We start from the raw sequence: 24,038 nt of genomic DNA on the forward strand, positions 1-24,038 counted from the left end.
AACTCTTAGACCGGTTTGCCGAAGCCTCCGCCCCCTGGTGTCTCAAGAAGCACCCGGTCGTCCGGCTGCATCGTGAGCTTCTTAGCCTCGCTGACGGACGCGCCATTGACGAGGAATTGACCCGCCGCCCCCGGCTCGCCGCCGCCGATGCCATCCGGCCCCTTGAGGAGCCGGCTCGGTACGGCGTTCAGGAGCCAGGGCTGGTCGGTGCGCATGTGGAAGCCGATGGACTGGCCGTCTCCGCCCTGCGTGCGTCCCTTGCCGCCCGATCCGCGCCGCAGCTCCTTTTTGTCGAAGACGATGGGCATGGCCGCCTCGAGAATCTCGATCGGCACGGCCGCGACGCCGGTCGGGTAGCAGGTGGCGCTCGGGCCGGTCTTTTCGGCGCGCGCACCCATGCCGCCGGAATAGTTGAACATGGACGAGGTGAAGTTCTGGCCGGCGGCGTTCTTGCCCTGGATCTGGATCGTCCAGACGGCGCCCGAGCCTTCGGCCAGCACCTGGTTTGGGATGACCTGGTGCAGCGCTTTGAGGATCGGCATCGGCACATACATGCCGACTACATGGCGCGCGTTCACTGGCGCTGGATATTCGCAGTTGATGATCGAACCCTTCGGCGCCCGGATCTCGATCGGCGCGAGGCTGCCGTAATTGTTCGGCAGGTCGGGGTTGAGGCAGGAGCGGATCGCAAAGGTCGAATAGGCGTGGGTGTAGTTCAGCACCACATTGATGCCGGTGGTGGTCTGCTTCGAGGAGCCGTCGAAGTCGACGATAATGCTGCCGCTTTCTGCATCCACCGTCACGGCCGTCTTCAGCGTGATGACCTCGCCGCCCGGAACGTCGAAACTTGATTCGCCGTGATAGGTGCCGGGCGTCAGCTTGCGGATCGCGGCGCGCGTCGCGTCTTCCGAGCGCTGGATGATTTCGTCGGAGAGCATTTCGATGTCGTCCACGCCCTGTCGCTCGCAAAGGTTGATCAGGTGTTCAGCCGCCGCCTGGCCGCTCGACACCTGCGCCGACAGGTCGCCGAAGACGGCATCTGGGGTGCGCACATTGCGGCGGATCATCGCTGCCAGAACGGGATTGGCGACGCCGCGCTCGTAGAGCTTCAGCGGCGGAATCCAGAGACCTTCCTCATGCACGTCGCGGGCGCCGGCTCCGATGCCGTAGCCGCCGATATCCGTGTGGTGGATGGTCGAGCCGATATAGGCGATCAGCCGCTCGCCGTTGAAGATCGGCGTCAGGATGGTGATGTCGAAAAAGTGGCCGGCCGACAGCCAGGGGTCATTGGTGATGAGAACGTCGCCCGGTTCGCAGCGGCCGGCAAATTCCTCCACCAGGTGGCCGCCGGCAAAGGCCAGCGAATTGATATGGCCGGGCGTGCCGGTATTAGCCTGCGCGACCATGCGGCCGCGCTGGTCGAAGAGAGCGCAGGCCAGGTCGCCGGCTTCGCGCACGATGGGCGAGAAGGCGATACGTTGCAGGGCCTTCGCCCGCTCGGTCACGATGCCGATGATGTTCGACCAGAGAATCTCGAGTTCGACGCCGTCCATGGTCATGCTCCTCAGTTGGCCGTCTTCTTGGTGGCGACGATGCAGCCGAGATGGTCGATGGTGGCGACCCAGTTCGGCGGTATGGCGGTCGTGGTCTCGCGTTCCTCGATGATCAGCGGGCCATTCACGATCTGGCCGACGGCGAGCGCCTGACGGTCGTAGACCGGTACCATTTCGTCGTCCTGCCAGGCATGGACCGGACGATGGCGCTTCGGCTCGCCTTCCGCGCTGCCCGGCTGGCCGGCGGGGTGGAAGCGGATTGCCGGACCGTTGACGACAACGCGCCAGGAGACGATCTCGACCGGAACGTGGTTTGGATTGACGCCGTAAAGCGTCTTGTAATTCTCGGCGAAAAGGTCAGCCAACGCCTCCGTGTCGCGCGATATGCGCGGATCGGCATCGAAGGTGACGGTGACTTCGTGCTGCTGGCCGAAATAGCGCATGTCGGCGCCGACATGGATCTCGATGTCAGCCGCTGCGCAGCCGGCTTCCAGCAGGGCCGTGCGACCCTCCTTCTCCATCTCCCCGATGACCTTTTCGACGCGGCCCCAGTCTATATTGTCAAGGCGCACCAGATCGGAGCGCACCAGATCGAGCCGCAGCGGCGTCACCAGCGTGCCGAAGGCGGAGAGCACGCTGGAGCGCGGCGGCACGATGACGGACGAGCTCTGCAGCAGTTCGGCGACGCCGCAGGCATGCAAGGGACCGGCGCCGCCAAAGGCGAAAAGCGGCAGACCGCGATAGTCGACGCCGCGATCGGTTGCATGTGCACGAGCCGCCGAAGCCATGGCTTCGGTGACGACGCGGTAGATGCCGCGCGCCGCCTGTACGCCCGAACTGCCGAGCTTGTCGCCCAGCGCCTGCATGGCGCGGTCGGTGGCCGGCTTGTCGAGTTGCATGTCGCCACCGAGGAAGTTTTCGGCATCGATCAGGCCGAGCACCAGATCCGCATCGGTGACTGTGGCATGGGTGCCGCCGCGACCGTAGCAGGCTGGGCCCGGATTGGAGCCGGCGCTTTCGGGGCCGACCTTGAGCAGGCCGAGGTCGTCGACATGGGCAATGGAGCCGCCGCCCGCGCCGATCTCGATCAGGTCGATCGACGGCACGGTTACCGGCAAGCCGCTGCCTTCTTTGAAGCGATAGCGGCGGTCGACCTCGAACAGGCCAGTGATCAGCGGCGTGCGGTTTTCAATGAGGCAGGCCTTGGCCGTTGTACCGCCCATGTCGAAGGACATCAGGCGGTCTATGCCGAGCACCTCGGCATAGTGGCAGGCGGCGAGCGCGCCCGCTGCCGGGCCGCTCTCGATCATGCGCACGGGATTGCGCCCGGCCGTTTCCGCGCCGACGACCCCGCCGGAGCTCAGCATAATCAATGGCGTGTTGGAAAAGCCTTCCGAGCGCAGCCTGTCGCTGAGGCGGCGCAGATAGGGCTGCGAGATCGGCATGGTGTAGGCGTTCACCGTCGCCGTCGAGGCGCGCTGATATTCGCGAATCTGCGGCGCCACGTCCGACGAGGTGCAGATGAAGATATCGTTCAGATGCCGGGCCAGCTCGCCGGCCACCAGTGTCTCGTTCTCGGCATTGATGAAGCTGTTAAGAAAGCAGATGGCGACCGATTGCGCGCCGCTTTCGCGGATCTGTTTCGCCAGCGCGGCAATGTCGGTCTCGGAGGGCTTCATCAGAACCGTGCCGTCGGCGAGCGTCCGCTCCGCAATGCCGAACGTCAGATGTTCCGGCACCAGCGGCTCGGGGAACTCGATCTGCGGATCGTACATGTCGTAGCGATGCTCGTTGCGGATCGACAGGACGTCGCGAAAGCCTTCGGTGACGACCAGCGCCGTGGCCGGCCCCTTGCGCTCGATCAGAGCGTTGGTGACGACGGTGGTTGCATGGACCACGACGCCATCCACCGCGTCGGATGAAATGCCGGCGTGGGACAGAACGGAATTGACGCCGCCGAAGAAGCCCTTCAGCAGGTCTTCATGGGTGGTCAGCGTCTTGTCGACGGTGAGGCGGCCATCGGAATTGCGCAGAACGATGTCGGTGAAGGTGCCACCGATGTCGACCGCCAGCGAATAGGTCATTTACGTATTCCTCCATCCAAGTCGTTCGGAGATCCTGTGCGCCGTGGCGAGGACCACCTCTATCTGCTCCGGATTCGGTGGTTCCGGAATGAATTGCGTCGCACCGACGATCGCGACGGAGCCGACGATGTCGTTGTGGTGATTGAAGATCGGCGCGGCGAGCGCGTTGACCGCCGTGATCAACTCGTCCGGAGCAGCGGCCCAGCCGCGCTCGCGAACAAGTGCGATCTCTTCGCGCAGCCGTTCCGCTCCGGTGATCGTGCGCGGCGCCCATTGCTTCATGGGCTGCGAGACGACGTGATCGAAAAGCTCAGGTCCGCTATAGGCCAGCCAGATCTTGCCGTGCGCCGAGGAATGGATCGACAGTTCCGTGCCCGGGCGGGTGCCAAATTCGATGACCGTGCGGCCATGCAGAAGATCCAGAACCACGAGTTTCCAGTCAATCAGACGGCAAATGGTCACCGCCTGGCCGGTCGCCGCGCCGAGTTGCTCGGCCTCCTGCCGACCGATGGTGGCGACGTCGAAGCGGGCACGCACGCTTTCCCCGAGCATCAGCAGCTTGATGCCGGGCTCGTAGCGGCTTGTATCCGCGTCCTGCCGCACCAGGCCATGGCGCTGCAGGGTCACGAGATGGCGATAGACCGTTGCCTTGGAGGCGCCGAACGTCTTTGCAATTTGAGCAAGGGTGAGCGGCTGGTTTTGGGTGGCGAGATAATCGATCAGGCGCAAGGCCAGATCGAGCGTGCTCGTCCCTCCCGGTTCCTTCGCCGAATTCTCCACCCTGCCCTCCTTTATGCGTTTCATTTAATGAAACATCGTTTTATATTTTTATGCTAGCTTCCCCGCGCCGACGCGTCAAGCGGTCTGCCCCCTGAAAAGTGGTCCTCCCTGAGGTAGGCGATTGAGCCATTTGGATAGGACGTTGGAATGCCCCAGAAGAAGCACAAGCCCGAAGAGATCGTCGCGAGGCTGCGCCAGGTCGATGTTCTGTTGTCTCAGGGCTGATCTGTTGGCGAAGCGGTTCGCTCGATCGGCGTGACGCAGTTCACCTATTACCGCTGGCGCAATCAGATCGGTGGCCTGAAGGGTGACCAGGCAAAAGCGGCTGAAGGATCTTGAGAAAGAGAACGAGCGGCTTCGCAAGGTGGTGTCGGACCTGACGCTCGAGAAACTGATCTTGAAAGAGGCTGCCTCGGGAAACTTCTGAGCTCTTCCCGCCGCCGCCGACGCATCGACCATGTCATGGCGAAATTCTCCGTCTCGCAGCGCTTCGCCTGCAAGGTTCTGGGCCAGCACCGTTCGACCCAGCGCAAGAGGCCTGGAAGCAGGCCGGATGAAGAGGCATTGACCGCCGACATCATCCGGCTCGCTTCCCACTATGGCCGTTATGGCTATCGCAGGATCACCGCGATGCTGCGGTGCGAAGGCTGGACGGTGAATGCCAAGCGCGTCGAGCGCATCTGGCGGCGGGAGGGGCTGAAGGCTCCCCAGAAGCAACCGAAGAGAGGTCGTCTCTGCTGAATGACGGATCGTGCGTCCGGCTTCGGCCGGAGCACCCCAACCATGTCTGGTGCTAAGACTTCGTCGAGGGCCGGACCCACGAGGGCAGGAGGTTCCGCATGCTCAACATCATCGACGAGTTCACCCGGGAGTGCCTGGCGATCCGCATCGCGCGCAAGCTCAACTCGACCGACGTCATCGACGCCCTGTCGGACCTGTTCATCCTGCGCGGTGTGCCCCGCCATGTTCGTTCCGACAACGGCCGGGAGTTCATCGCCAAGGCCGTGCGGGAGTGGATTGTCGCCGTCGGTGCGAAGACTGCGTTCATCGAGCCGGGAAGCCCGTGGGAGAACAGCTGCTCCGAGAGCTTCAACTCGAAGCTTCGCGACGAACTGCTCAACGGTGAGATCTTCTACAGCATCGCCGAGGCTAGGTCATCATTGAGGCATGGCGGCGCTACTACAATACCGCGGCCGGACTCATCGCTCGGAGATAAACCGCCGGCACCGCAGGCGATCATCTGGCCTGCGCCGCCCCCCGGATCGACACGCCATCTGCCCAGGCCATGGCCGAAAAGCCGATCATACAATAAGACTGAAACCACCTTATGGGGTCAGGCCAGCTCTCGATGCTGCTAGGTGGAGAGTTTGCCTAAGTTCATGACCAATGTGATGATAATTCCCTCTGGCGACCAATCGGTCTCGATGCTGCCGCCAAGCTGGCCGGCCACGCTTCGTCTGAGCAGCTTGCTTCCGTATCCCTCGCCTTCCGGGGCCTGAACAGGAGGGCCGCCTCGCTCCGTCCACGCAAGACATACTTCATGGTCGTCGCCCGTCCCGGAAATGTCGAGCATGCCAGACGCTACGGAAAGCGCGCCATACTTAACAGAGTTGGTCGCCAACTCGTGAATGACCAGTGCCAGCGTTGTGGCTGCCTGCTCGCCAATTCCCATTCTTGGGACCGCCACCCTTATGCGTCCACTGAAAGCACCGGAGTCGTCGTATGGCGCAAGCAGCACCGCCAGAAGATCCCCTAGAAGCGCGGCACGCCCCTGATGTCCCGGCAGAGGTCGGACCGTGTCATGGGCTCTGCCGAGCGCCGACAGCCGTTCCGTCAGCTCTTTCGCCATTTCTGGAACTGTGGTGGCGGACCGGGACGTGAGATTGGTGAGGCTCGAAGCAATGGCCAGCAGGTTCTTCACCCTGTGGCTCATCTCGCCCGCGAGCAATTCGTGGCCTTCCTCCGCCTGCTTGCGCCCGGTAACATCAAGAAAAACGCCGGACATTTTGCCTCTGTGCAATCCCTCGTCGTTTCCAAGCCCTAGCGCCGAGACCCAACGGATTTCCTCACCCAACATGATACGAAAGTCGATCTCGTAGGCGCCAACGACCCCGCGCGTTGCCGTGAAAGCTGCGCGCACGCGGTCCCGGTCCGCGGGATGAATACGAGACGACAGGTCCTCAAACGTAACGATGTCTGCAGGGGGCAAGCCCCATAAATCAAAACCCTTATCGTCCATGGCAAAAGCATCGGTCTCGACACGCCAAGACCAAAGCGCCACGCCCGCGGCATGCAGGGCCCGCTTCAAATTTGCGACTTCTCTGAGCGGGTGGTTCGGGTCACTGAATGGCATGGGATCTCAATCTCGGGGTAGACCGAAAGGCGGCGGGTTCGACTGCCGTTCACCGGCTACAAACAGGTTTCCCTATGCGTCTGCAAGTTGTTTTCATACGTCGGTGGTGCCTCGCTCTCGAACTCGGTCATGGCCATATCGAGCGCCGCATACCGGCCTGCGCCCCGATATGCTGGGCGGTTACAAGTATCAAAGCGACCATCGGTCTGCTAGGGTGTCACCCGCGCAGGCATCAAGCGCTCAGTTACTCGAAATGTCGTCAATTGCGCCCTCGTCCAGGCCCCCGACGGCAAGGAAAGTACCCAAATGGACAAACCATACAACAACGCTCGCGATCAGTTCTTCGCGGCGATACGCCTGCTTGCGACTTCGACAGACACCATCCAGACCCGGGTGATCGACGCCACACGGAGCATCCTTCAGGTGACCATCGACGAATTCGAAACTGAGGCGGAATTGAAGATCAGTTTTGCCCGCCTTCTCGACCGGTTGGCGATCGACCATGATGATCTGACAATGACGGCGGTTGAGAATGCAGCCTATATGACCGACTTCGAGGCGGCAAAGGTGGCTGACCTCATCTGCGATTTTTACTATGATTTGAGGTGATCGGAAAACCCGCTCTGCCTGTACGACAGTCTCAATTCCAGCCCGTACCTGCGATATGCAACAGGAAAAGATAGCGGCGACCGAATTGCTCTTTGGCGCGGGACATGTGCTGCGGGCCCAGCAAGCAGTACCCGCCAGACCGAAGCGGCGTCGTTTATAGCAGCCATGACCTCTGCCAGGGCTGTCCGGTCAAGTCCGGGTTTTAACCTGTTCAGACTTGAACATCCGCCACCCGCCGATCCACAGAACAGCACCCAGGATAAGAAACCCTGCATCCCAGTAAATCCATTGATCGGGTGGTACGGTTTCATTGACATGATGCAGGCCAAGAATATGGTGGTTTATGGTTCCCTCGACCACGTTGAAGATGCCGAATCCCATCAGCATCGAGGCGATGAGCAGCCGCGCCGACCACTTGAAGTGCTGCTTGCGTGCTGAGTGCCAGAGGACAGTCAAACCGACCACGGTGAAGATATATGTCGCGGCGTGAAACAGTCCGTCGAGCATCACGTTCAGCTGGAGATTGGACAGAGAGTGTGCTGGATATCCGGCGCTCGTTGCCATGTGATGCCATTGAAGAATCTGATGGAAAACGATGCCGTCAAAAAAACCGCCGAGGCCCAATCCCAGTAGGATTCCGGCTGACATTGGGAATTGACGGATTTCAAGCGGTACTACCAAAGCTATCTCCGCATACTTTACGACCCAGGCGCGCTGGTTCTTTTTCCCAAAGGTGCTCGGCAGACAGTGCCATCGGTAGTAAGTGCGCTTCGTCCATCGCGCTAGCACGTGCCGCTGCTACACCGCCCAAAAGAGCGCGAAACGCAGGGGGCTGACGCCCCGTGGATTGTCTTCATCATGCTCTGCCATTGGTGACCGCGTATGGATACTGGTCATCAACATGAGAGATTCAATTATGTTCCGCCAACGTCGGATATCAAATGTTATACGCAGGTCCACCAAGAACTGCCTGCTTCTGGGAAGGATAACTCTTCTTCGGCGCTATTGGTCGCATGGATGCGACGACCGCCTAAGTTCAGGACCAATTATTTCCGATTGACTTGTGATTCACGGTCTCCGAAGGAGGCCGCAATGGGTGATATGTTTCTGCTAATCGAGCGGTCAAAGTCATTGTCGCTGCGGGCTATGCCCGAGCTACCAGGAGGAGAAGGCGGCTGTCTAAACCCTTTACACAGGCACAATGACCGACGCATTGGCGACGGTGGTAGAAAACGATATGCCATTGCTTGATCCTATTGCGACGACACCTCAGGCTTAGCGCTTAGATGCGCTCCGTATGCAAGGTAGCTTCAGCTGCAGCAAATGCTTCCATTTGGAGATAGACAGCTCTTCAAGAGCTCGATCCTGGCAGGCTTCGAGTGCGGTCTCGTTCACCGGGGTCGCCATGACCTTTTGACTACGACCCACCACACCGCCCAATCGCGGATGCTTGACCATTTTCGCATCGTCCGTGAGCATGGGGTAAAGACAGTACGCGATGGACTTGTGCCCGGGCATCGCGCCATCGAGCGTCTTAGGATTGCAAGGCAGGCGGGTGTGGAAGCGATATGGGATCTTTCACATTACCATCGAAACCAAGATCCCGCTCGATGTGCGAGGATTGTAAGTGACGCTGCGTTGGCGGTGAACGGGCCGGATAAGCTCCGGCTCTGCCCCGTCAACGAACCTTCTGTCTATCCTGCCATCGCTGGCGTGCCACGTCACGAGGCTGTTGACATGGCGGTAACCATGGCACGCGTTGCCCGCGATCACCACCCCAACATCGGTATAATGACGAATGACCCTATAACCGGTGTCGGAGATCGGCAGTTCGAGGCGACAGATGCCATTGTTTCGGCCGTCGACGTCGATGTTGTAGGCGTCAACTACTATCCGCACACGGCGCGGACCTCTTTGATTAAAGTGCTGTTGTCGACCTGGGGTCGGTACCGCAAGCCAATCATGGTTTCCGAAACCAGCTGGCACGATGGCCATCCTGTTCACCATCGTCGTCATCCCAGGTTGCATAAGGGCACGTGGCTGCGGCATATTCTTGATCAGGTCCGCATGGCCCAGTTCCACGGTGTGATCGTCGTTGGAGTTTGTTGGTATCCCATCGTTGACTGTCCGCCTTGGAACGCACCGGGTTCTCGCAGCAGATGGAGCCACGGCCTCATTCGAAAAGATATGTCTCTTGATTCGTTACTCTCAGCTGAGCTGACCAAGGCAACAGGGCTCCGTGCCGCTTAGCCAGGGCGAAGGCCAGTCAACCTCCGCATCTTTGCCAGCCTGCTTTGTTGCTTCGCTAGTTCACTCCCACACTATGCCACGCTGTGGGTACCAGTGTCGCCGACGCTGGTATCACCGGCGAGGTATGTGCGGAGCCTTACCCACCTTGTCCAGCCTTGTGGTCGCCCTTATCCCCCTCACCGGGCCTAGCATCATGCGTCGCTTTGTGCCGGGCGTCTGCTGAGAGCGATCTCGATACGTCAACACTCTCTTTAAACTTGCCATCTTTCTCACGCCGGACGTAGCGCTTATCGGTTCCGGTATCGATCAGTTCGCGTTTGGCCATAACGGGCTCCTTTCTCTTGTTGGAAGTCGATGCTCGGATAAACGCGGTTTTGGATCAAAAGATGCATGCGAATCAAAGCCCTAACCTAGCGACGGATCAACGGGCCTCGTAGCGCGTCTAAGTCATTGGAAAATGATTCGTTTTGGACTCGGAAAAATTGCATCACGATCCGATTGAATCGCTTAAGTTGTGCGGGAGTTCTGTGTATGGTTGCGCTAAGAGCCAATTGGAAAGGCTTCATCAAGTTCGGTGAAGTGTCATGTCCGGTTTCTCTGTACACCGCCGCGTCGTCCTCCGAGCGGATCGCCTTCAACACCCTCAACCGCAAGACGGGGAATCGCGTCAAGCGGGAGTTTATCGACAGCGAGACCGGCGATCCGGTTGAGCGTGACGACCAAGTGAAAGGGTACGAGATCGAGAACGGCCAATATATCGTGCTCGAGCCAGACGAGGTTTCCGCCGCAGTCCCGGCAAGCGACAAGACGCTGAAGATTGATGCCTTTATACCTTGTGACGAAATCGACGACGTCTATTTCGATAAGCCCTACTATCTTGCTCCCGACAAGCTGGGCGCCGAAGCTTTTGTTTTGTTGCGCGACGGGATGAAAAAAGCCAGGGTCGCCGCCATCGCCCGCACGGTCCTCTTTCGCCGCATGCGAACGGTATTGATACGCGCTCATGGCAAGGGTCTCATCGCAACGACCCTCAATTTTGACTATGAGGTCCGCTCTTCCGAGAGAGCTTTCGAAGATTTGCCGGAACTGAAGATGGAAGGCGAGATGCTGGAATTGGCAGAACTCATCATCGGGAGAAAGAGCGGAACTTTCGATGCCGGCGCCTTCGACGATCGATACGAAGCTGCGGTCGCCGAGCTGGTCAGGGCCAAACTCGAAGGCCGGACGCTGCCCAAGAAAAAAGCGGTGGCTCCATCAAAGCAAAGTGACCTGCTGAAGGCGCTGCGTGAAAGCGCCGCCCTTGCATCCAAAGCAGCGTCGCGCGGGACCGACACGCCTTCCATCAAAGGCACCCGTCGTAAGAAAATGGGCAACCCTGCCGCGCCCGCAAAGCCTCCGGCCGCGCTGCCTGCGCGCCGAGCAGGCTGATTGGAGAGTTGAATGGCAGTTCGCCCATATTGGAAAGGCTATCTGAAACTGTCGCTCGTCACCTGTCCAGTGCAGATGATGCCGGCAACGTCAGAAAGCGAGAAGGTGCGCTTCCACACGCTCAATCGCCAGACCCAAAACCGTGTGGTCAGTCATTACGTGGATTCGGTAACCGGCACAGAAGTCAGGGACGAGGATTCGGTCAAGGGCTACCAGCGTGGGCAGGATGAATACATTATCCTGGAGGACGAAGAACTTGAAAACGTCGCACTCGACAGTACCAAGACGATAGACATTTCCACCTTCGCACCACGCGAAAGCATCGAGTGGATTTGGCTTGATACGCCTTATTACCTGTCGCCGAATGACGCTGTCGGTCAGGAGGCTTTCTCGGTGATTAGAGACGCGATGGTGTCAAAGGGTATGGTCGGCATTTCACGCTTGGTGATTACCCGCCGAGAGCGAGCGGTCATGCTGGAGCCGCGCGGCAAAGGTATCGTTCTTTGGACATTACGTTACGGCGATGAGGTGCGAGACGAGGACACCTATTTCGCGTCCATCGGCGACAAATCCGCCGACAGCGAGATGATGCCGTTGATCCAGCAACTTATAAAAAAGCAGACCCGGCACTGGGACCCGACGATGGTCGTCGATCCCGTCCAGGACCACCTGCTCGATATCATTGCAGCCAAAAAGAAGTCAATGAGGAAGCCGTCCAGGGTGAAGGGCAAAGCTGCGGTCCCATCGTCAGCACCAAGCAACGTCATCAATATCATGGACGCTTTGAAGAAGTCGGTCGCGTCGGAAATCCGGAGCGGGAAATGACCAAACGCTCCCAGCCGCTACTTCACGATGACGGCCTCATCGTCCAATCACAGCCCAGACGCAAGCGCGACGTGGCACAACAAAACCTACCCTTCGATCCGATGCCCGATCGGATAGAACCTTGTCTGGCATTACTGAAGTCGGCACCACCGACTGGCCCTGACTGGTCCTACGAAATAAAATGGGATGGGTATCGCCTGGCTGTTCACATTGAATCGAACAGGGTGCGGATTATCACCCGTGGTGGCCATGATTGGACGCATCGCTTTCCGGCGATCGCGACTGCCGCCAAGGAGCTTGGGATTAGGACGGCGATTCTGGATGGCGAAGCGGTTGTCCTGGACGAGCATGGCCGATCCGACTTTGGCGCGCTGCAAAGATCGTTAGGTGGGCGCGGGGGCAAACGAGCCTCGACGGAATCAGTGCTCTTCACTTTCGACCTTCTTTATCTCGATGGGCACGATCTGACACAAACCGAGCTTTCCGTCCGTCGCCACCTTCTGGAAGACCTTCTCGATGGGGTCGCCGGGGCAATCCAGCTATCCGAGGAAGTGGACGGTGATTGCAACGAGTTGTTGGCGAACGCTTGCTTGACCGGGATGGAAGGCATCATCGCCAAGCGCCGAGACAGACCGTATCGCTCCGGTCGCACTGGTGATTGGCTCAAGATCAAATGCGTGCAGAGCGAAAGCTTCATGATCATCGGTTACGAGCAGTCAGAAAGCGCGCGAGGTGGGATCGGGAGTCTTCTGCTTGCAGGAAGGCGAGGCCGTGAGTGGGTCTATGTCGGGGCCGTGGGAACAGGCTTTAAGGAAAAAGATGCGTCTCTTCTGAGAAAGTCGCTGGACGCGTTGAGGGTTCAGGAGCCGGTCGTGCCTTTGAAGGGCAAGAGATACGTCTTTGTGACACCAGATTTGATAGCCGAGATTGAATTTCGCGGTTGGACGGACGATGGCAACTTGCGGCACGCCTCATATAAAGGCCTGCGCGATGGTCAGGATCAGGCCTTAGTTTACGAGCTGGCTTGACCTGATCCTCTTTTCTAGCCGGCCTGCTTGGTTAGCAAAAGAAACAGAGGACCACAGCGGATGGGTGTCACTGTTGCTGCTGCTTAAGCGACCTGTTTCATTGACTTGGCGAGCCGTTTCATGGCCTGATCGAGCGAGCGCTGGCCATCACAATAATCTTGCCAGGCGGTCGACTTCGCCAGCAATGCCGGTACAGTTCGGATGGTAAAGCGCGTCGGATCGAGATCTGTCTTCACCTGGCTCCAGTTGAGCGGCATCGATACAGTGGCGCCGGGTCGAGCACGCGGCGACAACGGCGCGACCGCGGTCGCCATCCGGTCATTGCGCAGATAATCGAGGAAGATGCGGCCATGGCGCTGGTTCTTCGCCATTTTAATCAGATAGCGGTCAGGGTTATCTCGGGCCATCTGTAAGCAAACGTCGTGTGCAAAAGCTTTGGCTTCCGGCCAGGCGAGTTTCTTGCCCTTCGACACGGCGAGCGGCGTAACCACATGGAGGCCCTTACCGCCGGTCGTCTTGCAGAAACTCACGAGCCCAAGTTCCTCAAGCCGGTCGCGCATCTCGCGGGCGGCTTCGACCACGGTTGCAAAGGTCACGTTTGGGCCAGGATCGAGATCGAACACGAGACGACCAGGGACTTCCGGCTGACCTGGTTGGCAATTCCAAGGATGCAACTCCACCCCACCAATCTGGGCGATCGCCGCGAGACCTTCGACGCGATCGATCTGCAGATAAGGTTTCTTGTCACCAAAGACTGCCACCAGCTCGATCAAGTTTGAAGTTCCCGGCATAGCATGGCGCTGGAAAAACTGTTCGCCGCCGATTCCGTCCGGCGCTCGAATGATGGAGCACGGCCGGCCTTTAATATGATCGATCAGCCAGTGGCCGACGGCTTCATGATACTGGGCAAGTTCGACCTTGGTTACCGGCTTATCGTCGAGCGCGTCCGGCCATAGCGGTTTGTCCGGATTGGAGATCAGCACGCCCATCACATTCTCTTTTCCGCCCTGACGACGAGATGTCTTTGCTGATGGTGTGTCGGTGTCGATCTCAGGATCGGGGGGCTCCGCTTGGCTCGGCGCGGCTGGCTTTTCAGCTACCACCTCTTCGGCGGGTTTGTCCTCGCGCAAGCCTTTGAAGGCTGCCTGGCGTACTAGCCCGTCCGTGGTCCAGCCCGCGAACTCGATCTCTGCCACCAGTTCCGGTTTGACCCACACCACATTGGGGTCCTTCTTTGGCGCTCCGATGCCCGTGAACGGTGACTTAGTCGTCTCGAGCTTTCGCAGCTTGGACATCAGCACATCGACCTTGCTACTGCCATAGCCGGTACCCACGCGACCGACATAAACGAAATGGCGTCCTCGGTTGGCGCCAACCAGCAGCGAGCGGAACTTGCCGTTGGTTGTTGCGTAGGCGCCGATCACCACCTCATGCCCGGCACGACACTTCGACTTTACCCAGGTCTCGGTGCGACCGGACTGATAGGGGGCATCGGCCAGTTTCGAGACGATGCCCTCGAGCGACAAACGGCAGGCTGAGCGGAGCACAGCGGCTCCACCGGTCTCGAAATGCTCAACGAAGCGCAATCGCGGATCGTCTCCAGCATCGCCAAGCAACTCCTCAAGCCGCTTCTTCCGCTTGGTCAGGGGCTGCTCCCGCAGGTCTTTATGTCCGTCAAACAGCAAGTCGAACGCGAAGAACACCAGCTCATCGGTCTTGCCTTCCGACAGGGCCGCCTGAAGGGCAGCGAAGTCTGGCGCGCCGTTCTCGTCCAGCGCGCAAATCTCGCCGTCGATGATTGCGTCAGGCAGCTTGGCTCCGGAGCCTGCGATCGCAGGATACTTGGCCGTCCAATCCAATCCCTTGCGGGTCATCAGCCTAACCTCACCATTCTCGATCCGCATCTGGATGCGATAGCCGTCAAACTTGATTTCATGTATCCAGCCATCGGCAGCCGGCGGGCGCTGGCGTGTCTCGCAGAGTTGCGGAGCAACGAAGTCGGGCAGTTTCGACTTCGACGTGCTGGCGGACGCCGTTTTTTTCTTTTTTGCAGTCCCCGCAGCACGTTTGTCGGCTGCGAGGCCATGATTGCTATTCCATACAGCATCAGCCTGAAGATCGCCGGACACAGTCATAAACGGTTTTGGCTTTCTTCCTTTGCCAGAGGCAATAGCTTGCATGGTGCGTCCGGAAGCCACAGAGGTAGCGTTCTCCTCCAGAATGACGGCGCCGTTTTCTTCAACTGAATAATCGTCCTGGTGCTTGATGAGAAGCCAGTTGGTGCGCTTGCCACCGTCACGGTCGTGTTTCATCCGCACCAGGACAAAGCTGCCGCGCAGCCGCTTGCCCTCTAAAGTGAACTTGAAATCGCCTTTCGACAGCGCCTGTTCGGGGTTCCTGTTTCCCTCCGGTTCCCAATAACCGCGGTCCCAAAGCATAACTGTTCCGCCACCGTACTGGCCTTTCGGGATCGTGCCTTCAAAATCGCCATAGTCGAGCGGATGGTCCTCGACCTCAACGGCAAGTCGTTTATCGTGTGGATCGAGCGACGGGCCCCTGGTCACCGCCCAGGACTTGAATACGCCATCGAGCTCCAATCGAAGGTCGTAGTGCAATCGGCTCGCGTCATGCTTCTGGATCACGAAACGGCGGCGGTTCGACGACTTCAGTTTCGCTTGGCCACTTGGCTCCTGAGTTTTTTGGAAATCGCGCTTTTGCTTGTAGGTTGATAGCTTGTCGCTTGCCATGGCCACTCCCTTCCCTCAACGAGCGTCCGCCGCAGGACGATGACGGAGCTGAGGCGCGGGCCGGACAGGGGGACGCTCGACTGCCGATCCGTTGGCCACGAGGAGAACCGGAAAACCCTCGCATTCATCATCCCTGTCACGTCCGGTTGACACGGCACGCAACCTCGGAATTGAGAAGCTATCACAGGGGTTTTAGTTCCATGCAGGTGCGTTATGGCTCCAGAAAACAAGCCGCGCCGGCCCTCATGTGGCGCGGCTCCGGCGAAGACCGACGCCCATTCTCACAGTCGCCGGCGGCGCTCTTCGAGATATTCGACCACTGGAAGTGGGCGGGATTGTGCTCGATAATACCCGCTTCGAAAGCGCAGGTGTAAGCACGCCGTCGCGGAATTTCAAGGCGCCGGTGAATTCCATCGGTCAGAAAGGCCCGCCGGGCCGCTAGTCTTCGTGCTATTCGTTGAATTCAGACGCTTGTCCCAGAGCAGCGAGCCCCAGCCAAGAATGGCGATGCGCGAATGGTTTCTTGCCTTAGACAGAGGCGACTGCTGCCAATGAATCGGCGATGAGCCGGATACGGTGGCTGAGAGCCGCCATAGTTGATGTCACCAGCTGCTCTGGAAATCCCTTGGGTAGCGCCACGATCACGGCCTCTGCCTGCCCTTCGGCGTTCGCTGCGATATCTTCAAAGATCGCCTTCATCGCCGGGTTGCCGACACCGGCGATGTCCGCCGTTTGTAGGAAATGGCGTGGCACGATGTCGTGAATGGCGGAGTGGCGGTTTGTTCCGACCGACATGGCGAGCTTGAATTTCTTGCGCGGGATTTGGCCATCGTCGAGGCTCGGCTGCGCAGTCAGGACGTCGTATAGCGGCGTCATGCGGAACCGTCCGCCAGGGCTGAGGAAAATGCTGAAGTTCTTCGCGTGACCGTCGGTCGCGCCCAGCAGCCAGAAAATGATGCAGGCGCGCATGAATATTGCGATGTCGACTTCCGGCGTGTCGCTGCCTTTGAGCAGGTTGATGATCTCCCGCATGCCTGGGCCGCCGTCGGACTGGTATTTTTTGGTGGGCGGGATCGACAGGGCCTGGCAGGTGTCCTCTTGCGGAAGCCGTAGCAATCGTCCATCCTTTGTCCAAAGGCGGTCGAAGCGTTCGACGATCAGCGTGCGGCGTTCCCCGAAATCCGCGAACTCGACGTTGGCGGCGGGGAGGCCGAACGCTTCCACCAGTTTCAGGCACAGATATTCGTTCTCGACGCTGTTCGAGAGGTCGATACCATTAGGCATTTGGCCTATCTGCGGTTTTAGAATGTGGGTGGTGGCGGCAGTGCCGGTCGGTTTGAACCACTGGCCGTCCTTGCGCAGCAAAGCGGTTTTCTCTTGAGCACCCGCGATGGAGATTCGAAAATCCTCGTCCTCGCCCATGCCGAGCGGCGCGGCGGCGAGGTTCTTGATGATATCGGCGACCTCGTCGTCGCTGACCGGTTTGCCCGCGGTGTCACCGGCGGTGCCCGGATCCGTTCCGTCGGGCAGGAATTGCAAAGCACCGACGCAGTCATGGCCGAGGGCGGTCAACAGGCTGAAGGTGTCTGTGCCGTCAGCGCCGACGCGCTCCGCGACACGCTTACGGATCGGATAGCTGTCTGGCAGCAGGTTGTCGAACACGTTGATGACCGGGGTGCCGATATAGCGATCCTCGCGCAGAGGCAGTGACAGCGACACCGGGAATGTGCCGCGCCAGTCCAACCAGTCGCGCCCGTACTGGAAGTCAATCGCCCCTGTCGCCTCACGGCGCAGTACGCCCAGGTGGCGACTGTTCAGAAAGACATTAAGAGGAACGTGGGCGCGCTTCCGTGCCATCAAAACAAATCCTCGATGTCGGTGAGGCTGCCCTGGCTGCGCGCTCGGACGACCAGTTCGAGATTGAGCGCCGAGAGGACTTCCATCAGGGTACGCAACTGGACGGCGGGTTCTCCGGCTTCGAGGCGCGAGACTGTGCCCTGCCGTAGGTGGATTTGTTCGCCGAGCGTACTTTGGCTCAGCCGCGCCTGCTTGCGGGCGCGGCGCAGGATGGCGCCGAGTTGCTTTTCTGTGCGGGCGATCTGTTCGTTCATGGCTGCCTTCACGTACAAATATACGCGAGGGCGTATATCATTTCAATATACGGGGTCGCGTATAAAGGTCAGATATACGTAGTCGCGTATTAAACATAGTTATACGCGCTCGCAGACCGAGGCGCCAGCAAGAGATTCCAACCCCTTTCAAGGTGGGCGCTCTGCGAGAGAAAGCCGTTTCAAACCTGCCGGACGATCGTGCCGACCACATTGACGACAATACCTGCGGCTGTTCTCGCAGACATACCGTCAATATCGGCCGGAGGATAGAGCTCGAGGTGGAACCGTGCGACGCTAGCTCGTTTGCCAATGGCCTAAAGGACAGTGCACTGGGCTAGGGGGACAGCGGCATGAACTCGCGCCGGGGACTAACTTACTGCCCCAAGAATATCGGTGATGATGTGCTGGCGGCTTCAAGTTCTTTCGTGCTTGACACGAGCCAGGGCAGTATCTCATCCATGCGTTTGGCTACTCAGCCGCATCGATGGACCCGCGACGCTTAGGGTGCCGATCGGCACACCCGTCGCGCGACGCACAATCGGAACCGCCATGGCGGTCGTGCCAACGGCATAGCTGTCCTGAACGCTCGAGTAGCCTCTTTCTCGCGCAAAAAGCAGAACGGATCCCTTCCTGCAGGAACAATCCCGAGCAGAACTCACGAAGCCATTGATTTCCGGGCTCATGGTCAAATCGCGAAGCCACCACCCGTTGATCCACTTGAGACACGCCTCCATCATCGAATGCGTATAGGCGCCCTTATCCCATGCGAAAACGATCGTGTGCACTGAGCCGCAACGTCAAAGGATCGGCATCCTCCCAACGATAGATCTCTGTCCGAAGATAGCGGAGTTCGGCGTCGTAGAGGTCCTCATCAACTTCGATCCACCAGGCCTTCGGCCGACCATCTGATCCATCAGACCAGCGATATCCCCGGTTCTTGAGGTGGTCCTTCATGTCAAAAGGCGAATTCTGAGCAAAAATCCGAACACGCTGGGCCGCACTGGCCTGCAGCAGTTGCGCAAAGGGCGTTCGGCCAGCGTCTCCCTGTGAACCGGCCAGAACTTCGAGGAGAGCGTGGCAATCGTCTGTGGCGCGATGCCCATCATGAAACAGCCCAGACTGGCCGACGAGATAGCCGAGCTTGTTGCCTTCAAATCCAAGTTCCGCCCAATTGATCTCCTTCACAGAGCATGCCCAAGCCTTTGGAATGAATGACGGAGTCAGCTTCTCGCAGAATGGTCTGTCAAAGGCAGCGTTGTGAGCGAGCACTAGGTCTGCAGGTTCGATAAGGGCATCTAGCTTAGCCATCTCGAGCGCCTGTCCCGCGACCATATCATCAGTGATCCCTGTTAGCCTCGTGATTTCAGCCGGGATTGGGGCAGATGGCTGCTGCAGGCCACCATAAACGTCGACAACGTCACCGATCCGCCCATCGTCATCATACGTGAAGGCTATGGCACCGATCTCGATGACTTCGTCGCGGGCGTGCTGGAGGCCCGTTGTCTCTGTATCCACCAAGAGCGCAAGCCTAGGAAACCTGCTTTCGCCCCGGGAGATGATTGGACGAGGGACCAGCTTGCGCAAAACCTTATATCGACCACTGTCTTCGAGACGTGCCGCTGCCTTTTCGGCGTCCCACACATCCATGATTACGGGTGCCTTAGAGCGTCTTCTCCCGAAAATGCGTCTTGGTATCTCCCTGTAGCCAGGTGCTTCATCGAAAAGGTCAAATTGGCCCGACAGTGTCTGTACTCCACCCACTTACGATATGACCCTTCAGGTCCCAGGACCACATTATAGTTGCTTTTTTCGATCAGCGAACAGCAAGTAGCTTAGAATTCACCCGCAACATAGAAGAAGATTTACCTGAGATCCTGCGTTTTGACCTTGCTCTCACAGAGATGAAGACGGGGGTCGATGATGTCGCGTGGCTATACTCCTTTGGGACGACCACATGGGGGTCGTTTGCGGGAGGGGGCGGAATCCTACGCTAACGCATTGGCCAACGATAATCTCCAGTAAGATTGATGTGTTCCCATCCCAGCGGCGAGACATGGGCCAGCAGATCGGGCGATAGCAGCTTTCCCTCGCGTTTCTGACTGGCGACGACGTCGCCCACCTTCATGATGTCCCAGAAGACGATGATCGAGGTGATCCGGGAAAGCCCCATTCTGGATGAGCTGGAACTTGCGACTCCTGGGTAGCCCCAGTCTCGATCCGGAAAACTGATTGCAGGGCGTGCGACACTTCGCAGTTCTGAATCTTTTTTGACACCCTTGAGACGGGTGCCTTGGCAACCAGCACCAAAGTGGAAACTTAACGCTGAAACGCGCCACCGCCCAAGGTTGGCGTTGAAAGCGCGCGAGCGTGCTTTTTCGAATTTTTGGCCAGTTGGTAAGGCCAATTGACTCTAAGTCCAATTATGTTAAGTCTCCTGCCAGGAGGGTCACATGCACAAGAGAAGCATTGAGTTTCAGGTCGTCCGGCCGAGACGGCTATACGAACAGGTAGCCGATCATGTGCGCGAGCTTGTTCTCGACGGCACCTTCCCCCCGGGTTCGGCACTGCCGCCGGAACGAGAACTGGCCGAGATCATTGGCGTCAGCCGCCCATCGATCCGGGAAGCTTTGATCGCCCTTGAAGTCATGGGGTTGGTGGAGAGCCGGCAGGGTGGCGGAAACTATGTGCGCGCCGATGCCGGCGGCCTGCGCATGATCCCGCTTTCAAAGGGGCGTGATCTCGGCCCGGGACCGATTGAGCAGTTTGAGGCGCGGCGCACGATAGAGCTGACTTGCGCGAAACTGGCCGCGCAACGCGCCACGCCGGAGGATGTTCTCGATCTTGAGCAATGCCTCGTCCGGATGAAGGACCTTGTCGCGCGGGATGTCTCGCCCGCGGCTGAGCACAGGTGCTTCCACATGACGCTCGCAAATATTTCGCAGAACCAGATTTTCGCATCAGCAGTCGCCGAGCTTTGGCGTGTCCGTGACGGCAAGCTTTGGGACACGCTACGCCAGAAGGTCGACAACAAGGAGAGCTGGCAGCTCGGCATCAAGTTTCGCGCGCAGCTTATCCACGCCATACGCAACGGGAATCCGGCCGCGGCGGTCGCCATTATGAGCGATCACTTCGACCGGATTGGCGAACTCTACTTTGGGTTGGCACCACAGTCCGACAAAACATCAAGGGAGGAATAGGATGAAGAAATTCTGGAGCATTGGCGGCGGCCTGCTGGCCGTGTCGCTGATGGCAAGCAGCGCTGCCATCGCGCAGACGACGCTGACGATGTGGACGTTCCTCGACATCAATGCCAAGGGCGGTCGCAATGCCGCACTGAAGCAGATGATTTCTGATTTCGAGGCAGTCAATCCCGATATTAAGGTCAAGGTCGAGCCGCAGGTTTGGTCGACGCTGGCCGAAAAGTTCGTGCTCGGGTCGAACGCCGGGAATGCACCGGATATCGGCTGGGTGAATTCGGAGAACCTCGGGTTTATCATGAATTCCGATGCCGCCGCAGACCTGAAGCCCCTGGTCCTCGATGGCTGGTCGGATCAGCAGAAGCAGGACTTTCTGCTGAACAGCAGCTTCAGCGCTGTGACGGACGGAGATGCGGTCAAGGCGATGCCCCTACTTCCGTCGACATGGGTGCTCATGTACCGCAAGGATCTGTTCGATGCGGCCGGGTTGACACCGACCGACGTAGCCACCTGGGATGGCGTGACCAAGGCAGCAAAACTGCTGACGAAGGACACCAACGGTGACGGTCAGAACGACGTCTGGGGCATCGGGCTTGGTCTCAGTCAGGAACGTTTTTCGGTGACGCCGGCATTTCTGGCGACGGTCGACGGAAATGGCGGCATCTTCGATGATAGCTGCAAGGCTACGTTCGACAATGATGCGGGTCGCGCCGCCGTCACCATGCAGGTTGACTGGATCGACAAGGACAAGGTGACGCCGCGAGAGGCGCTGGCCATGTCGTCAGACGACGCCATAGACCAGTTCGCGGCAGGCCGCTATGCGATGATGATCATCGCGAATTCACGCTACGAGCAGATTCAGCGCACGGCAGCCGGATGGGATGGTAGCCATCTGGCTATCGCCCCTGTACCGGGCACGAATGCCGGCAAGCCGGGACCAGCCTTGCTTGTGGGATGGTGGGCCGTTCAGTGGTCAAAATCGCCCAACCAGGAGGCCGCCGCGAAATTCATCAGTTACATGTCGGGTCTGGACGGCGCGAAGCTCTGGAATGTGCCAGGCGAGCAGATACCCACCTACCGGTCGGTCGCCGAACGTCCCGAAATGTCTGATCCCGTTCGGCAAGGACTTCGCGTCACATCGGAGATTCTCGCCAACAGCGGTGTGCTGATGCCCGGTAAGTGCAACTGGGGTCGCACCCAGGCAGACTTCAATCTTGCCACGCAACAGGTCATCCTCGGCCAGGCAACGCTTGAAGATGCTCTGCGCCAGGCCGAGCAAGCCACCAACGACCGCCAGTAAAGCAGGCTCCGGGCGAAGCTGTCCTGCGTCGTCTCCGCCCCGCACAATAACGGTCCATCATGTTCAGTTCAGAGAAATTCACGCCTTATCGGTTGGTCGGGCTGGCGGTGCTCGTCGAGCTTGGCTTTGTCATCGTCCCCCTAGTCATAGGGTTCTGGTACAGCGTCAACCGGGTGCAGTTCTTCCAGATCCGCAGCTTCACGGGCTTCGACAATTACTGGCGAGTGCTTACCTCGCCAAGCGTGGCCAACGCCCTCGCCGTCACCGTCACATTCTCCGTAATCTCGCTCGTGCTCACCTTCGTCATCGGCTTCGGACTGGCAATGTGGCTGGAGCGCTCGAACAGGCTGAACGGCGTCATGCAGGCCGTAGTGCTGATCCCCTACATGATCGCAATGCTGGTCGGCTCGATGCTCCTCAAATGGGTGTTCTCGAAAGAGTCCGGCCTTTCGGATCTGGTTCTCGCGCCCATGGGAATGGGTGACGTGAGCATTCTCGCCGACCCCGAAACGGCGATGGCCGCGCTCGTCTACAATGCGGTCTGGCGAGACAGCGCCTTTGCCATGATCATGCTGCTCGCCGGACTGAAGAGCATTCCGGGCCATCTTCAGTTGGCGGCCCGCGTGGACGGCGCTTCAGCCTGGTATCGATTCAGGCGGATCACCCTGCCGCTGCTGCAGGTGCCGATTTTCATCACGATGATCCGGCTCTTCATTCATCTGGTGAACACGCTGACCTATCCGCTGATCCTGACCGGGGGCGGTCCCGGAACGTCGACGGAAACCGTCGTCCTCAAGATGTACCGCCTTGGATTCAACGACAATGTGCTCGGACAAGCCAATGCGCTGGCGATCATGGTCTTCATCGTCAACATCGCACTGGTGGCCGTTCTCCTGCGTCTCTTCAAGAAGGCGGGCAATATCCAATGAACGACAATCCCTACCTGCGTCATGCGTTCAGGCGCGCAGCCCTACGAACCGTAGTCAATGCCGGTATCGTCTTCTTCGCACTGGCGCCGATCGCTTGGGGCGTTCTGTCCTCTCTGAAGCCGACCAATCAGATCCTGGAGGTGCCGCCGCGCTTCATTCCCCAGGATGTCACGCTCGAACACTATGAGCGCGTGATCGGCGACAAGGGGCTGCTCTTCCTCGGAAACAGCGCCCTCATATCCGCCATCACCATAGTCTGCGCCCTGGCTATAGGCTCTATCGCCGCTTATGCCATTGCGCGCTACGAATTCCCGGGTCGCAAGGTGCTGATGGTGTTCACCATCGGTGTGATGAGCATTCCCATCGCGTCGCTGCTGATTCCGACCTTCACGCTGCTCAGCGTCGTGGGCCTGATCAACACGCATGTCGGCCTGATTCTCCTCTACACCGCCTACCAGCTGCCGATCGTCATCTGGATGCTCTACGGCTATTTTCTTTCGCTGCCTGTGGAGGTCGAGCATGCTGCCCGCATAGATGGCTACACGGCGCTTGGCACATTGCGGCGCGTGGTGCTGCCGCTCTCCAAGCCCGCGCTCGTTGCCGCCGCCTTGTTCGTGCTGGTCTTCGCGTGGAACGACTTCGTCGTGGCCGTCACCATGACGTCCTCGGAGAGCGTCCGCACCTTCCCCGTCGCGGTCTATTTCTATCTCGGCTTCTATGGGCGCGAATGGGGTCCGCTGCTGGCCGCGGCTGTCATCTCCATCATCCCGATCATCCTCATCTTCATTGTTCTGCAGCGCTACTTCATCTCCGGTCTCACCGGCGGTGGGGTGAAGGGTTAATC

General features: G+C 59.1%; 19 protein-coding genes and 3 pseudogenes. 10 read left to right on the forward strand and 12 right to left on the reverse strand.

The features are described from left to right. Positions 1–5: 5 nt before the first annotated feature. Genes ICI42_RS19490 through ICI42_RS19500 form a run of 3 tightly spaced genes read right to left on the reverse strand, consistent with a single transcriptional unit; the run spans position 6 to position 4,441 of the window. Positions 6–1,553, reverse strand: a complete 1,548-nt coding sequence (locus ICI42_RS19490; protein ID WP_188166276.1) for a hydantoinase B/oxoprolinase family protein — start codon at positions 1,551–1,553, stop codon at positions 6–8. Positions 1,554–1,564: 11 nt separating this feature from the next. Continuing rightward, positions 1,565–3,637, reverse strand: a complete 2,073-nt coding sequence (locus ICI42_RS19495; protein ID WP_188166277.1) for a hydantoinase/oxoprolinase family protein — start codon at positions 3,635–3,637, stop codon at positions 1,565–1,567. Next, entirely contained in the window at positions 3,638–4,441 is an 804-nt protein-coding gene (locus tag ICI42_RS19500) for an IclR family transcriptional regulator (RefSeq protein WP_188166278.1), read from the reverse strand. Between the two features lie 123 nt (positions 4,442–4,564). On the opposite strand from ICI42_RS19500, the pseudogene ICI42_RS19505 reads away from it, so the two are divergent. Next, positions 4,565–5,775: pseudogene (locus tag ICI42_RS19505) on the forward strand (IS3 family transposase). Here the strand turns inward: ICI42_RS19505 and ICI42_RS19510 are convergent. Then, on the reverse strand, positions 5,772–6,770 hold the full coding sequence (locus tag ICI42_RS19510; protein WP_188166279.1) for a sensor histidine kinase: 999 nt from the start codon (positions 6,768–6,770) through the stop codon (positions 5,772–5,774). The pseudogene ICI42_RS19505 and the gene ICI42_RS19510 overlap by 4 nt on opposite strands. Positions 6,771–7,076: 306 nt before the next feature. Between ICI42_RS19510 and ICI42_RS19515 the strand changes: the two genes are divergently transcribed. Beyond that, positions 7,077–7,379: a hypothetical protein gene (locus ICI42_RS19515; RefSeq protein WP_188166280.1), complete on the forward strand. Its 303-nt coding sequence runs from the start codon at positions 7,077–7,079 to the stop codon at positions 7,377–7,379. A gap of 189 nt (positions 7,380–7,568) precedes the next feature. Here ICI42_RS19515 and ICI42_RS19520 read toward each other — a convergent pair whose 3' ends face one another. After that, positions 7,569–8,027, reverse strand: coding sequence for a DUF2243 domain-containing protein (locus tag ICI42_RS19520; RefSeq protein WP_188166328.1), 459 nt, complete (start codon positions 8,025–8,027; stop codon positions 7,569–7,571). A 1,101-nt stretch (positions 8,028–9,128) separates the two neighbouring features. On the opposite strand from ICI42_RS19520, the gene ICI42_RS19525 reads away from it, so the two are divergent. Further along, positions 9,129–9,629, forward strand: a complete 501-nt coding sequence (locus ICI42_RS19525) for a glycosyl hydrolase 53 family protein (protein WP_188166281.1) — start codon at positions 9,129–9,131, stop codon at positions 9,627–9,629. Positions 9,630–9,765: 136 nt separating this feature from the next. On the opposite strand, the gene ICI42_RS19530 is transcribed toward ICI42_RS19525, so the two are convergent. Beyond that, positions 9,766–9,954: a hypothetical protein gene (locus tag ICI42_RS19530; protein ID WP_188166282.1), complete on the reverse strand. Its 189-nt coding sequence runs from the start codon at positions 9,952–9,954 to the stop codon at positions 9,766–9,768. Between the two features lie 206 nt (positions 9,955–10,160). Here ICI42_RS19530 and ku (ICI42_RS19535) point away from each other — a divergent pair, with 206 nt between their 5' ends. From ku (ICI42_RS19535) to ligD (ICI42_RS19545), 3 genes are read left to right on the forward strand one after another with little or no spacing between them, the layout of a single operon-like run. Then, a complete protein-coding gene (gene ku, locus ICI42_RS19535) occupies positions 10,161–11,057 on the forward strand; it encodes a non-homologous end joining protein Ku (protein ID WP_188166283.1) in 897 nt (298 codons plus the stop codon). Positions 11,058–11,069: 12 nt separating this feature from the next. After that, a complete protein-coding gene (ku, locus tag ICI42_RS19540; protein WP_188166284.1) occupies positions 11,070–11,882 on the forward strand; it encodes a non-homologous end joining protein Ku in 813 nt (270 codons plus the stop codon). Next, complete coding sequence (ligD, locus tag ICI42_RS19545; protein WP_188166285.1) at positions 11,879–12,910, forward strand: non-homologous end-joining DNA ligase; 1,032 nt, start codon at positions 11,879–11,881, stop codon at positions 12,908–12,910. The genes ku (ICI42_RS19540) and ligD (ICI42_RS19545) overlap by 4 nt, the downstream gene beginning before the upstream one ends. An 83-nt stretch (positions 12,911–12,993) precedes the next feature. On the opposite strand, the gene ligD (ICI42_RS19550) is transcribed toward ligD (ICI42_RS19545), so the two are convergent. The 6 genes and pseudogenes from ligD (ICI42_RS19550) to ICI42_RS24000 all read right to left on the reverse strand — a co-directional run. After that, on the reverse strand, positions 12,994–15,657 hold the full coding sequence (ligD, locus tag ICI42_RS19550; protein WP_188166286.1) for a DNA ligase D: 2,664 nt from the start codon (positions 15,655–15,657) through the stop codon (positions 12,994–12,996). A gap of 528 nt (positions 15,658–16,185) precedes the next feature. Then, positions 16,186–17,514 (reverse strand): type II toxin-antitoxin system HipA family toxin, encoded by a 1,329-nt coding sequence (locus ICI42_RS19555; protein WP_188166287.1) that lies wholly within the window; start codon positions 17,512–17,514, stop codon positions 16,186–16,188. Next, positions 17,514–17,768, reverse strand: coding sequence for a helix-turn-helix domain-containing protein (locus ICI42_RS19560; protein ID WP_188166288.1), 255 nt, complete (start codon positions 17,766–17,768; stop codon positions 17,514–17,516). The genes ICI42_RS19555 and ICI42_RS19560 overlap by 1 nt, the downstream gene beginning before the upstream one ends. A gap of 179 nt (positions 17,769–17,947) precedes the next feature. Next, a pseudogene (locus tag ICI42_RS23740) lies at positions 17,948–18,079 on the reverse strand (agmatinase); the annotation flags it as partial. A 445-nt stretch (positions 18,080–18,524) separates the two neighbouring features. Then, positions 18,525–19,511 (reverse strand): 3'-5' exonuclease, encoded by a 987-nt coding sequence (locus ICI42_RS19570; protein WP_407945190.1) that lies wholly within the window; start codon positions 19,509–19,511, stop codon positions 18,525–18,527. A gap of 247 nt (positions 19,512–19,758) precedes the next feature. Beyond that, positions 19,759–19,914 (reverse strand): annotated as a pseudogene (locus ICI42_RS24000) (Tn3 family transposase); the annotation flags it as partial. A 304-nt stretch (positions 19,915–20,218) separates the two neighbouring features. Here ICI42_RS24000 and ICI42_RS19580 point away from each other — a divergent pair. The 4 genes from ICI42_RS19580 to ICI42_RS19595 are packed head-to-tail and all read left to right on the forward strand — an operon-like array spanning position 20,219 to position 24,036. After that, positions 20,219–20,965 carry a FadR/GntR family transcriptional regulator gene (locus ICI42_RS19580; RefSeq protein ID WP_188166291.1) on the forward strand — a complete coding sequence of 249 codons (747 nt, stop codon included), beginning with the start codon at positions 20,219–20,221 and terminating at the stop codon, positions 20,963–20,965. A gap of 1 nt (position 20,966) precedes the next feature. After that, positions 20,967–22,265: an ABC transporter substrate-binding protein gene (locus ICI42_RS19585; protein ID WP_188166292.1), complete on the forward strand. Its 1,299-nt coding sequence runs from the start codon at positions 20,967–20,969 to the stop codon at positions 22,263–22,265. A 59-nt stretch (positions 22,266–22,324) separates the two neighbouring features. Continuing rightward, entirely contained in the window at positions 22,325–23,194 is an 870-nt protein-coding gene (locus tag ICI42_RS19590) for a carbohydrate ABC transporter permease (protein ID WP_188166293.1), read from the forward strand. After that, entirely contained in the window at positions 23,191–24,036 is an 846-nt protein-coding gene (locus tag ICI42_RS19595; RefSeq protein WP_188166294.1) for a carbohydrate ABC transporter permease, read from the forward strand. The genes ICI42_RS19590 and ICI42_RS19595 overlap by 4 nt, the downstream gene beginning before the upstream one ends. Positions 24,037–24,038: the final 2 nt, after the last annotated feature.

The organism is Oryzicola mucosus (assembly GCF_014534685.1).
GTDB lineage: Bacteria > Pseudomonadota > Alphaproteobacteria > Rhizobiales > Rhizobiaceae > Oryzicola > Oryzicola mucosus.